The organism is Clostridiisalibacter paucivorans DSM 22131 (assembly GCF_000620125.1).
GTDB classification, from domain to species: domain Bacteria; phylum Bacillota; class Clostridia; order Tissierellales; family Clostridiisalibacteraceae; genus Clostridiisalibacter; species Clostridiisalibacter paucivorans.
In genome coordinates, this window is record NZ_JHVL01000009.1 from 1 (window position 1) to 13,909 (window position 13,909).

Here is a 13,909-nt window from a genome sequence, read left to right on the forward strand (position 1 = left end):
CAATATCAATTCCTAAATATAACATAAAGAGCACCTCGTAGAGAAATATTTTAGATTGTGAGCCCACTCTACTAATAAGCGTTACCACCTTGTTGTATATTCGGAGAGAAGCTAAAAAGCAACCAACATCCAACTCATTCGTAAACTGCTTATTAGAGAGAGGTATCAGTCTTTCAAGTACGAGTTCAAAGACTCAAGGAGAGATCGATAATCCTCTCAATCTAATAATACAATTATCTCTGATTTTGAGAGATAAATAAAGAAGGTTTTATAGGTTTCCCTATTTGATAACCTAAATATATTATACAAGGAGAGAGATGGATGGCGTGGATAGGTTTTACTACAGCAGTATCGGGTCTTTTGTCTAGTCAAAAGAGCCTATATACAACAAATCACAATATATCTAATATGAATACTGAAGGTTATTCTAGGCAAAAGGCAGCACAAAATGCTACAAATCCTTTGAAATTACCAGGTATAGGCATGTTGGGAACAGGAACTACTATAACAGAGATAAATAGAGTAAGGGATTCATATATAAATTCTAAATATTGGGGAGAAAATGGACCTTCAGGAGAATGGAAAGTGAAACAAGAGACATTGGGTGAAATAGAGAAGGTATTTAATGAACCCTCTGAAAGTGCCATAAGAAAAAATATGGATGAATTTTTCAATGCCTTGGAGGATTTAAGTAAAAATCCTTCAGATAATGCATATAGACAGGCTGTTATGGAAAAGGCTGTTACATTGACAGAACATATAAATGAAACGGCCAATAAGCTATACAATGTACAAAAAGAATTAAATTTTGCCATATCGACCCAAGTTAAACAGGTAAATGACATGGCAGAACAGATACAGAGATTAAACAAACAAATATTTAATATGGAGATAGATGGTTCAAATGCAAATGACTTAAGGGATAGAAGAGATTATATAGTAGATAAACTATCGGAGATAGTAAATGTGCAGGTTGATGAGTCAACTGATGGTAAGTATAGAGTAAGTATAGGTGGGATGTCCTTAGTAGACCATACAGAGGTAAGTAAACTAAAATATCCTCCTAATATAAAAGAAAACCCTCTAAACCCCACAGAAAAATTAGTACAAGTACAATGGGAAACAGGAAACCAACCAGTAAACCTTAAAGGTGGAGAGATGAAGGGTTTATTGGAAATTAGAGATGGAGACGGCTTAAATGGAGAGTATAGGGGTATTCCTTTTTATATAAATAGATTAAATGAATTTTCTCAAAAGATATTCGAAAAAATAAATGAACAACATTATCAGGGACAAGGTTTAAATGGTAAAAGCAAAAAGTTCTTTTTTACTATAAATGATAAAATGACATCAGATTTAGGAGTAACAGATCCCAATGATTCAAATTATAAAGATTGGATAAAAGAGAATGTAAAAGCTGACAATATTTCATTATCGGGAGATATATTGGGAGATTTGGACAATATAGCGGCTGCTTCAACGGATCAAGGAGTCGAAGATAATGGGAATATAAAGGCTATAATAGAATTGAGGGAAAATAAAACATTTTTCGATGATACAATTCCCCAAGGAACACCAGAAGATTTTGTAAAATCTATATTATCCAATGTAGCAGTAGATGGTCAACAGGCAAAGAGGATGTATGATAATCAACGGGCTATAGTAGAAAATATAGTGATAAGAAGAGAGGCGGAATCAGGCGTGTCTCTAAATGAAGAAGTGGGAGATATGATAAGATTTCAGCAATCATATAATGCATCAGCAAGAATGATAACAACAATAGATGCCATATACGATGTGACTATAAATAGGTTAGGATTAGTGGGAAGGTAGGATATAGTTAGTAGTTAGTAGTAAAGAAACTTTGTTTCTTATCATTGTGCTACGGACTACAGGCTACGAACTACGGACCATATTTCTGAATTAATTTTTTTTGAGAAGGGAGATCTATTATGCGAATAACTAATAATATGCTTGTTAGAAATATGATGAGCAATTTAAATACAAATCTTAGAAGGATGAATAGAGTCCAAAAGCAATATCAGACAGGAAAAAAGTTTCAAGTGCCTTCTGATGACCCCATAGGAGTATCCAAGAGCTTAAAACTTAGTACAGATGTATCTAAGGTGGAGCAATATAAAAGAAATCTAGACGATGCTATGTCATGGCTAGACATAACAGAGGATGCAATGAATCAAATGGGAGAAGTAATTCAAAGGGCCAGAGAATTAACAGTAAAGGCATCAAATGGAACCAATGAAGATACAGACTTAAAAGCTATAGAGGCAGAAATTGGACAACTTAAAGAACAGATTGTAAAGATAGCAAATACTACTTATGCAGGAAGGAATATATTTACAGGATATAAAACTGATTCTAAATTATTAGATGATGATGGTAAATACATACCCAATACTTTAAATGCTGATGAAATATCTAGATACAATATAGGGGTATCTGAAGACATACCTATAAATACTGTGGGGATAGCTATATTTGGTAATGGAGATGCTACTAGTGGTGGAAACTTTGATGCTACTAGTGTAAATAATGGCGATAAGAGTTATGCAATAGCAGTATTTGATAATCTTCAGGATGCCCTCAAAAATGGCAATACAGAAGAAATAGATGATAATATAGAGAGAATGGATACTATAATGAATAATCTACTGTCTAAGAGGGCCCAAGTTGGAGCAAAGACCAATAGATTAGAACTTACAAAAAATAGGTTGGAAAGTGAAGAGTTGAACTTTACAGAACTGTTGTCAAATAATGAAGATGTTGATATGGCAGAAGTAATAATAGATTTTAAGACAGCAGAGAGTGTATATAGGGCATCATTGTCAGCGGGAACAAAAATAATCCAACCATCATTAGTGGACTTTTTAAGATAATGTTAGTCCGTAGTTTATGGCTAAAAAATAGAAATCCATAGGATTTCTACCATCAACTATGGACTATAAAAAAGGATGTGGTTATATGGGTTTTCAAATTAATACAGTTAGAGGTCAAATAGGTATTGAAACTCAAAAAGGACAGATGAATATACAACAGCCTAAAGGTGAACAATCCATAGAACAAATCCCTGCTAAAATGGAGATAGATAGAGAAGCTCCAAAGGTAATAATAGACCAATATCAGTGCTTTGCAGAGGCAGGACTTAAAAATATAGAAGACTTGATGAAGGAACATGTACAGTTATCGAAACAAGCAACCATGAAAGCAATAGCTAGAATAGCAGCTGATGGCAATAGGTTGGCAGAGGTACAGAATGATATGCCTAGTGCTATACCGGAATTGGCAGAAAAAAATTCATGGACAGAACAAAAGCAATTTGGATTTGACCTAATTCCCAAAAGCAGACCTAAAATAGATGTGACAGGTCATCTAAATATACATTGGAACTTAAATGGGGCTAAAATTGATTATAGACCTCAAAAACCCATAGTAGATATACAAAAAAACAAAGTAAATATATATATGAAACAATGGCCCAGTATAGATATTAGATATGTGGATGAGAGGTTGTAGAGACAGTTAGTAGTTGGTAGTTAATGATTTAATGATGAAATCCACAGGATTTCATCATTAAACTAAGAACTAAGAACTAAGAACTAAGAACTAAGAACTAAGAACTACCAACTACGAACTTACACTTTACTATACAATGAATAAATGGAAAGAAGGTGTTAGGGTGGAGTTAAATACTAAATATTTTGGAAAAATAGAAATAGAAGAAGAGAGAATTATTACTTTTCCTGATGGAGTACCAGGTTTTGAAGATTCTAAGGAGTTTGTAATAATAGAAAATCCAGAGGATGATATACCTTTCAATTGGCTCCAGTCAATAGATAATCCCAATCTAGCATTCGTAATAATAAATCCTTTCATATTTAAATCTGATTATGATTTTGAAATTCCCGATTTGGTAGTAAAAAGATTGAAAATAGTAGAACAAAAAGATATATCAGTATATACCATAGTAGTAGTTCCAGAAGATATAAATAAAATGACAGCAAATTTATCTGGCCCTGTGATAATAAATGTGAATAAAAGATTAGGCAAACAGATAATACTAGACGATAACAGGTATCATACAAAGCATTTAATATTGGAAGAATTAAAAAGTAAAGGGCAGGTGAAATAGCCATGCTTGTACTTACTAGAAAAAAGGATGAGAGCATAATAATAGGAGAAAATATAGAAATAGTAATTACTGAAATAGAAGAGGGAAAAGTAAAATTAGGCATAAATGCACCTAGAGATATAAATATATATAGAAAGGAAATATATGAAGATATAAGAACAGAAAATAAAGAAGCAGCCAATAATAGAGATCTAGACATGGATGTTATAAGGAGAATTTTTAACAGGTAAATGCAGTTAGTAGTTCGTAGCTAGTAGTTAGTAGTTGATGGAATAAGCAGAGAACCCAAATCTTTATTATGATTTGGAGTGAATCGCTTAGTGGTAAAGTAAAGAGTCTAAAGAAAGTAAAAAGGAAGTTAGTAGATATTAGTTAGTAGTTAGTAGTTTATGGAATAAGCAGAGAACCCAAATCTTTATTATGATTTGGAGTGAATCGCTTAGTGGTAAAGTAAAGAGTCTAAGGAAAGTAAAAAAGAAAGTTAGTAGTTAGTAGGTAGTAGGTAGTAGTTGATGGTGGAAATCCACAGGATTTCATCATTAGACTACTAACCACTAACCAATAACTACTAACTATTTTATATTTTCATAAAATCTAATTGATTTTACTACGAACTACAGACTACGGACTACTAACTATACTTGTTTTACTTTCTAAATATTGGGTATATTTACTATATTGATGAATGAATCAATATGGGGTGATACTATGTCAAGAAATGAAGAAAGTATATTATTTGCACCAGAAGATGAAGTCCACAGTCTTCCTAAAGACACATGGAAGATAATGATAGTAGACGATGACGAAGGGGTACATGAAATAACTAAAATGGTATTTAAAGACTTTATTTTTAACAATAAGGGTTTGGAAATTATCAGTGCATATTCGGGTGAAGAGGCAAGGGAACTTATATCAAGATATCCTGATATAGCAGTTATCCTTTTAGATGTGGTGATGGAGGAGGATGACTCAGGTCTTAAAGTGGTGGAATATATCAGAAATGTATTAGAAAACAAATATGTGAGGGTTATACTTAGAACTGGCTATCCAGGACAAGCCCCTGAAAAAGATGTAATATTAAAATATGATATAAATGATTACAAAGAGAAGACGGAATTGACAGCTACAAAGCTGTTTACAACTTTGATATCTGCCCTTAGGGGATATAAAGATATAATGGTTATAGAAGAAAATAGAAAGGCATTAAAGAAGATGATAGAGGCATCTCCTAAGATATTTGAATTACAGTCTATGGGAGATTTCATATCTGCGGTTCTTTCTCAAATGATATCATTGATGGATTTAGGCAAGAATGCAATATATTGTAATACTAGGGGATTTGCCGCCACAAAATATCAAAATTCTAATGATTTTTATGTCATGGCTGCTACAGGGGATTTTGGAGATAAAATAAATAAAAATATATTTGAGTTTTTAGATGAAGAAATTCTTTATAGAATAAAGGAAGCTATAAACACAAAAAAGAATATATCCGAGGGAGAGAACTATATAGTATATTTTGAAAACAAAAACCAAATAGAAAACATTATTTATGCTGAATGTAGTCAAAATCTAAAGGAATTTGACCATGAACTTATGCTTTTGTTTTGTAACAATATATCCATAGCATTTGACAATATATATCTAAATAAAGAGATAGAGGACACTCAAAAAGAGATAATATACACTTTGGGAGAGGTTACAGAGGCTCGGTCAGAAGGCATGGGTAACCATGTGAAGAGGGTATCTAAATATTGTGAATTATTAGCAAAAAAGTATGGATTGTCCGAAGAAGAAGTACAGATAATAAAAATGGCAGCCCCTATCCATGATATAGGAAAGGTGGCTATACCTGATAATATATTACATAAACCTGGGAAACTGACATCGGAAGAATTTGAAATTATGAAGACCCATTCAGCATTGGGATATAATATGCTTAAAAACTCCAATAGAAGGGTGTTAAAGGCAGCTTCCATAATAGCCCACCAACATCATGAAAAATATGATGGGACAGGTTATCCACAAGGATTAAAGGGAGAAGATATCCATATATATGGTAGGATATCTTGTATAGCAGATGTATTTGATGCATTGGGCAGTAAAAGAGTATATAAAGACCCTTGGCCATTGGAAAAGATATTAGACTATTTTAAAGAAGAAAGCGGTCATCTTTTTGACCCTAAATTGATAAAGATTTTCTTTGAAAATATAGAGGAGATTATCAGTATAAGAGATAAATTTACTGATGAGGAAAGAAAATGAATAGAAGGTCAAAGATAATATTGTGGCTAATTATATGTTTAAATCTCATAATTTCTCCAAAAGTATGGTCAACATCTATATCTGTTGCTGATGCAATTAAAAAGTTTGATTATAATAATGGTTATGAAAATAAAAAGATAAGGATATTGGCAATCAATTCTTATCATGAGGGATTGCAGTGGACAGATGATATAATGGATGGAATAAAATCGGTATTAGATGGAGATGAAGAATTCCATATAGAGTATTTGGACACTAAAAGGATAAACGATGAAAAATATTATGAAAAAATATATGAACTTTTCAAATATAAATTCCAGAATTCAAATTTTGATGTGATAATAGTGTCAGATTATGATGCATTGAATTTCATGATGAGATATGGTGACGATCTATTTGGAAATATACCTGTGGTGTTTTGTGGAGTAAATGGTACCAGGGATATACTAGATGAATTAAGGCCCAATATGACAGGGGTAGTGGAAAACTTAGACATAATGGAAACATTGGATTTGGCATTTGATTTACACCCAAAAACAAAAAAGGTATTGGTAGTATCAGATGAAAATTCCGCAGGAAGGTTAAATAAAGAAGAAGTAAAATTAGTAGAAGAAAAATACGACTATATAGGTTTTGAAGTAACGGAGGATATGTGCATAGATAGTATTTTAGATACAGCTTCTAAAATGAGTAAAGATGATATTATATTTATGCTTTCCTTTACTAAGGATAAAAAGGGAAATGTATATGGATTTCAAGAGGTATCCAATCTATTAGATGAGGTATCTGATACCCCTATATACGGTACATGGGATTTTTCATTAGGACATGGTATAGTAGGGGGTAAGTTGGCCAGTGGATTTTATCAGGGGAAAAATGCAGGAATATTAGCAAGGAGGATAGTTAGTGGAGAGAGACCAGAAGATATTCCTGCAATAAATGCAAGCCCAAATAAATATATGTTTGATTATGAAGAATTAAATGAATTCAATATAGATATAGAAAAATTGCCGAAAAATTCAATAATCATTAATAGACCATATTCTTTTTATGAAGAGAATAAGATAATCATAAATATTACCATAGCATTTATAGTTTCATTGATACTTATAATACTGTTATTACTTACTAATATAAGAGATAGGAGAATAGCACAGAGGGAAGTAGATAGTGTAAATAAGCATTTAGAAGAGTTGGTATTAGAGAGAACAAAAGAATTAGAAGATACAAATAAAGAATTAAAAACCACCCTTGAAACCTTGAAAATGACCCAAAATCAATTAATAGAATCAGAGAAAATGGCGGCCCTGGGAAATCTAGTAGGGGGAGTAGCCCATGAAATAAATACACCTGTGGGTATAGGAGTAACTGCAATTACCCATTTAGATATTAGAACTAAAGAAATGCTTAAATTATTAGAGACAGGAAAGTTAAAGAAATCAGATTTAGACAAATACCTACAGGACAATAAAGGTTCCGCCAAATTAGTGTTAAATAATTTGAATAGGGCAGCAAGACTAATAAATAGTTTTAAGCAAGTAGCAGTAGACCAAAGTAATAAAGAGTATAGGAAAGTCAATATAAAAAAGTACACTAAAGATATAATACTGAGTTTAAGACCAGAGCTAAAGAAAACAAATATAAAAGTAGAATTAAATGCTCCTAAGGATTTAGAGGTAAAAATGAACCCAGGAAATTATTCTCAAGTTATAACTAATCTAGTGATAAACAGCATAAGACATGGATATAAAAAGGGAGAATATGGTAAAATAGCCATAGATATAGAGGAGAAGGAAGATAAGATAATAATAACCCATACTGACTATGGTAAAGGTATAAGCAAAGACATAATAAAGAAAATATTTGATCCATTTTTCACCACAGCCAGAAATCAAGGAGGCACAGGGTTAGGACTAAATATAATCTATAACATAGTAGTGCAAAAGATGAAAGGAACAATAAGGTGTGAAAGTGAATTAGGAGAATATACAAAGTTTATAGTGGAACTTCGGTAGTCCGTAGTTTGGTAAGTAGCTAATACCTACTAACTTATTACAGATTTTAAATAAAAATTTTGCAAAAAACATTAAAGTCTAGTCGCATCTTGCCGATATATATATTGAGAAGCAAAAGAAAATAAACTCTGGCCAGAGTTTAAAAAATTTAAACGGCATGGATGCCGAAAAAACAAAAATCAAGGAGGAATAAATTATGAGAATTAATAACAACTTAATGGCAATGAATACCCATAGACAATTGAATATTACTAACAATTCAAGTGCTAAGTCTATGGAAAAACTATCTTCAGGATATAGAATTAATAGGGCTGGAGACGATGCAGCAGGTCTTTCAATATCTGAAAAAATGAGAGCACAAATTAGAGGTTTAAATCAAGCTTCAAGAAATGCTGAAGATGGTATTTCTTTAGTACAAACAGCTGAGGGTGCATTAACAGAGACTCATGCAATGTTACAAAGAATGAGAGAATTAGTTGTACAAGGAGCTAATGGTACTAATACTAGTGAAGACAGAGCTAGAATAAAAGATGAACTTAACCAATTGTCAACAGAGATTACTGAAATCACAACAAAAACTGAATTTAACTCTAAGAAACTTTTAAATGGTAGCTTAGTTGCGTCTGACGCAGTATTTCTTCAAGTTGGTGCAAACTCTATGCAATCTATCAAATTTGGAATTGGTACTATGAATGCAGCTGCTCTAGGAGTTGAAGCATCTGCTATAGGTGATGTTGTTGGGGCATCTGCTACAACAGCAGCAAGTATTAGTGCATTAACTACAACAATAGATACAGCATTAGAAACAGTTTCACAAGAAAGGTCTAAACTAGGAGCTATTCAAAACAGATTAGAGCATACTATTAAAAATGTAGATAATACATCAGAAAACTTACAAGCAGCTGAGTCAAGAATTAGAGATGTAGATATGGCTAAAGAAATGATGGAATTTACAAAACAAAATATTCTTCAGCAAGCAGCTCAAGCTATGTTAGCACAAGCTAATCAAGCACCTCAAGGAGTACTTCAATTATTAAGATAGTTTTAAAGGGATAGTTTACTATCCCTTTCAAATTTCTATTTTCAAATAGAAATTTGAAAGGATAAAACTTTTTATATAATTAGGAGAATTAAAATATGAATAAAATGAAAGATATATTATTACAAAGAATTGCAAGTATTGATATAAAATATAGAAATCGAATTTACATAAATCTAGGGTCTATGGATAATGAAAAGTTCAATCTAGAAATAAAAGACACAAAAGATTATAAGAAAACTATATCACTAAAAGTAGAAGATAAAGAAGTTTTTCTTTTTAGCAGGTATAGTATTGATAAAGAGATAGAACGATTTTGTAATGAAATAAGAGAAATTAATACAAAATGTATAATAATAGTATTTGGATTTGGACTAGGTTATCATATAGCTAATCTTTTTGAAAAAATATCTAATGAAAATAAAGTTCTTATTATTGAGCCTAGTGTTAAAATATTTGCCAAAGCTTTTGAAATGATAAAATTTGAAGAAATATTTAAAGGACATACTAATTTCAATATTATTGTTGGCAAAAATATTGAAAAAATTAATGAGTATTTTTATAAAAAAATTAATAGTGATAATTTGAATAATATTTATTTTTGTGAATTTGGACAATATGGAAATGTATTTAATTCTTATATGAATGAAATATATAAAAATTTAAAGGATACTATTATTGATAATGAGGTGAATTTAGCTACAGAATATCGTTTTCAGTATGAATTTTCTAGTAATGTTATTAAAAACATTCCATATTTATTGGAATGTGAATCTGTATCTAAGCTAGAAAATAAATTCAAAGGATATCCTGCAATTGTTGTTTCAGCAGGACCGTCTTTAGATAAAAATATATATAAGCTTAAAGAAGCTCAAGGAAAAGCAATTATCATATCAGGGGGAAGAACTCTAAAGCCATTGCTCAAAAATGGCATAAAACCTAATTTTGTTGTTTCTATTGACCCAGGATATCCTGCCTATAAATTAGTAGAAAATTACTTGCATTGTGAAATACCTTTAGTTTCTATGGTATTAAGTAGCCATGATATAATTAAAAAATATAAGGGTAAGCATTTTATAATTAATAAATATCCTTATTCTAAATTAATAAATAAATTATTACAAAGTGAGATACCAACATTACCTAATGGAGGATCTGTAGCTCATACATCTACAGTTTTAGCTAATTATATGGGGTGTAATCCTATTATTTTGGTAGGACAGGATTTAGCTTTTACTAATGAAAAAATGCATTCAGAGCAAGCAACTGCTGAAGTTGGAAAGAATGAAAGAAAAGAAACAGAAATCTTTGTAGAGGATATATATGGGAATAAAGTGAACACAGGTAAATCACTATTTAGCTTTTTAAAATGGTTTGAAAATTATTTTGCTATTAATAAACATATTAAGTTTATAGATGCGACAGAAGGTGGAGCTAAGATAGAAGGAACAGAGATACATACATTAGATGAAACTATAAAGTTACATTGTACAAAAGATTTATATAATTATAAAGATTTGATAATAGAATCACCAATTTCAGTTAAGTCTTATAAAGAAGCTATTAAATTTATGGAAGAAATATTAGAAAAAATAAATCATATGGAAGATTGTGTTGGTATAGGATTAAAGCTATTAGAAAAAGTATATATCTATTATAAAAGAGAAAATAATTTGAATGTAATCAAAGCATTTGAAAAACTTGATTATATTGATAATGAAATTATAGAAATGAGAGACAGTAGTGTTTTATTAACTAGTATTGTAATACCAGTTATAAGAAGAATAAATTTAAATAAAGGATTCCATGAAAAAATAGAGGAAACAGAGATTGAAAAGGGGTTAAGGATAGTTGAAAAGAATACTTTACTTTATGAAGGGATACTCGATTCTATAGAAGTTATGAGACCTTTAATTGAAGAGGCTATCGATTTTATGAGAAAAAAGGCAGACAAATAATTGTTGTGTCTTTTTTGTTAACAGATAAAAGTCTTATTGAAGTTAGATATTTATTCTAACAATTGCAATCTAATATGTAGAGACACTAAAAAGTAAAAGTATGTTACAAAATGATATAATTTATTATTAATTATAAATTATAAGCTTTGCTGATATTAAATTAGAAAAATTTTTTTAAAATAATATTGTATATATTAACCAATATTATGTGGTTAGATCTAGTTAATATACTATGGATTTTAAGTAAATCCATAGTATATTAACTAGATCTAGTAGCAGAATTAAATAAAAATTTAATTTGTAATAGTATACATTTTATAAATATATTGGAGGTAAAATTAATGGAAATTTATATACTTAATAGAGTTTTAAAATATGAAAATGATAAAAAAATTATTGATGACATGTTTAGTAAAATAAACGAAATTATTTCAAAATCTTCATATACTTTTAGTCATTTTGAAGTGAATGGACATAAGGTATATGAAGATTTTAATAATTATTTTTTTGATAACATAAAAAAAATAGAAGAAGTTAAAGTTATTGTAAAAACTTTTAAACAATTTGCACAGGATATATTTAAAACTACTTATGATTATTTGGATAATGCAATAAGAGAATTGGATATATTATCAAATGAATTTTATAAGTATCCTGGAAAAGAGTCATGGAGAAAATTAGCATATGCACTTGATGGCATTAGCTGGATTATGGATACCTATATGTTGATAGATAAAAGTACTGAACTTAAAACTGTAGTTGAAAGTTATGAAACTTGGAATTTATATAAAGAAGATATAAATTCATTAATAGAACTTTTAAGAGAGTTTGAATATATTATTGAAAGTAAAGATTTTGTTTCTATTGCAGATATTTTATCTTATGAAATAATACCTATATTTGAACATATGAAAGACAAAATATGTATTATATCAGTTGAGGAGGTATTATCAAGTGATATTAACTGAAAATATTAGTATAATTAAAAGTAAAAACTTCAAAATTTTGGAAAACATAAAACATATTGAAAATAAAGATTACTTAAATAATATAAAAATTGAAAAAACTAGGAACGGGCTAAAGACTTTGTATGTTAATAAAGATGATAAAAAAATATACATACATAGCAAATATAATCCTATGAGAGAGGCAGAATCTATAATAAATGAATATAAGGATGTAGAAAAAATAACTGCCGTGGTTTTTTATGGAATAGGTTTAGGATATCATATTAATGTTTTTTTAGAAAAATATCCGAATGTAAATTATTATATATATGAACCAATACAGGAAATGCTTTATACATATTTATCAAATAAGTTTTTGAAAGAGCTTCCTTCAAATAATTTGATAGATATAGTTACTGGTAAGAACGAAGAAACTATAAAAAGTTTTCTAAAGAACTTAATAGATGAGAATATGAATAATATTATTATAGTAGAGCTACCAATGCATAAACAATTGTTTCCTGAAGAACATAAGAAATTTTTGGAACTTTTCAAAAGTGCAATAAAAACTAAAAAGAATAATATCCGTACTGATTATAATTTTAAAAAAAGAGTTAAGGAAATAAATAAGCCTAAATCAGATATTATAGAGTTTAATCCAAGCAATATTTTTTTGGATCCTAATATATATATATCATATGATATGAAGAGTTTACTAACTAATCAATATAATAAGAAAAATGAATTTAACCGTATGGATATTATAGTGAGATATTTAGCTATAGAAGAATACTATGGGAAAAATAAGTATGGATTCAAGTTTTATGAGAAAATGCAAAAAGCTAGAGGTCAAAAGATTCACAATATAGAGAGATTCATAAAAACTATAAAAAGTATAGAAGAAAATGGATTTGATGACGATAGTCCTGTTTTAGTTGATTTAAACCTACAATTAATAGATGGCTCTCATAGATTGGCTTGTGCTTTATATTTTAATTTTAATAAAATTCCTATTAAGATTCAGCCGCAAATGACAAATATTGAATATTCAATTGAATGGTTTAAAAAAGCTGGATTTACAGACATTGAATTAGAAAAAATTAAAGACAAGCAACAAGAAATATTAGAGGAGAAAGGAATGTTTTTTGTAACTATATTATGGCCACCAGTACAAAATTACTTTAATGAAATAACAGAAGAGTTAAAGCAAGAGTATGAATTATTGTCTGTTAAAGATTATACTTTTAGAAATGACTATGATTTTAATGCTACTGTAAGAGGGTTATATGCTATTGATGATATAGAGGTAAATGCAAATAGTACCAATATTTGAAGATTGGAAAGAGGAAATAGATAGAGTTTTGTTGCCTTATATAGTTTCATAGATATGGGGTCAGGCTCACTTTTAAACTTTACAATGATAGGAGATAAGAAAGACAAAAGAATCTAAAAACAAAGTTTGGTGAGATGGAAATACAAGTTCTTAGAGATAGAAATGGAGCATTTGAGTCCATAGCTGTCTCTAAGATGGATTTGAA

General features: G+C 29.7%; 11 protein-coding genes. All 11 read left to right on the plus strand.

Going from position 1 to position 13,909, the window contains the following annotated elements:
- The first annotated feature begins 321 nt into the window (after positions 1-321).
- Positions 322-1,833 (plus strand): flagellar hook-associated protein FlgK, encoded by a 1,512-nt coding sequence (gene flgK, locus Q326_RS0105375; protein ID WP_034601246.1) that lies wholly within the window; start codon positions 322-324, stop codon positions 1,831-1,833.
- Between the two features lie 119 nt (positions 1,834-1,952).
- Positions 1,953-2,894 carry a flagellar hook-associated protein FlgL gene (gene flgL / locus Q326_RS0105380; RefSeq protein WP_026894434.1) on the plus strand — a complete coding sequence of 314 codons (942 nt, stop codon included), beginning with the start codon at positions 1,953-1,955 and terminating at the stop codon, positions 2,892-2,894.
- Between the two features lie 85 nt (positions 2,895-2,979).
- Entirely contained in the window at positions 2,980-3,531 is a 552-nt protein-coding gene (locus tag Q326_RS0105385) for a DUF6470 family protein (protein ID WP_026894435.1), read from the plus strand.
- A 163-nt stretch (positions 3,532-3,694) separates the two neighbouring features.
- Positions 3,695-4,147, plus strand: a complete 453-nt coding sequence (gene fliW / locus Q326_RS0105390; protein ID WP_026894436.1) for a flagellar assembly protein FliW — start codon at positions 3,695-3,697, stop codon at positions 4,145-4,147.
- 2 nt (positions 4,148-4,149) lie between these two features.
- Complete coding sequence (gene csrA, locus Q326_RS0105395) at positions 4,150-4,377, plus strand: carbon storage regulator CsrA (RefSeq protein WP_026894437.1); 228 nt, start codon at positions 4,150-4,152, stop codon at positions 4,375-4,377.
- A gap of 478 nt (positions 4,378-4,855) precedes the next feature.
- Entirely contained in the window at positions 4,856-6,412 is a 1,557-nt protein-coding gene (locus Q326_RS0105400) for a DUF3369 domain-containing protein (protein WP_026894438.1), read from the plus strand.
- Positions 6,409-8,427, plus strand: coding sequence for a sensor histidine kinase (locus Q326_RS17895; protein ID WP_026894439.1), 2,019 nt, complete (start codon positions 6,409-6,411; stop codon positions 8,425-8,427). The genes Q326_RS0105400 and Q326_RS17895 overlap by 4 nt, the downstream gene beginning before the upstream one ends.
- Positions 8,428-8,623: 196 nt before the next feature.
- Positions 8,624-9,469 (plus strand): flagellin N-terminal helical domain-containing protein, encoded by an 846-nt coding sequence (locus Q326_RS0105410; protein ID WP_026894440.1) that lies wholly within the window; start codon positions 8,624-8,626, stop codon positions 9,467-9,469.
- 95 nt (positions 9,470-9,564) lie between these two features.
- Complete coding sequence (locus tag Q326_RS0105415) at positions 9,565-11,424, plus strand: motility associated factor glycosyltransferase family protein (RefSeq protein ID WP_026894441.1); 1,860 nt, start codon at positions 9,565-9,567, stop codon at positions 11,422-11,424.
- A gap of 341 nt (positions 11,425-11,765) precedes the next feature.
- Positions 11,766-12,392 (plus strand): DUF8042 domain-containing protein, encoded by a 627-nt coding sequence (locus Q326_RS0105420; RefSeq protein WP_026894442.1) that lies wholly within the window; start codon positions 11,766-11,768, stop codon positions 12,390-12,392.
- A complete protein-coding gene (locus Q326_RS0105425; RefSeq protein ID WP_026894443.1) occupies positions 12,379-13,704 on the plus strand; it encodes a hypothetical protein in 1,326 nt (441 codons plus the stop codon). Before Q326_RS0105420 ends, Q326_RS0105425 begins: the two co-directional genes overlap by 14 nt.
- Positions 13,705-13,909: the final 205 nt, after the last annotated feature.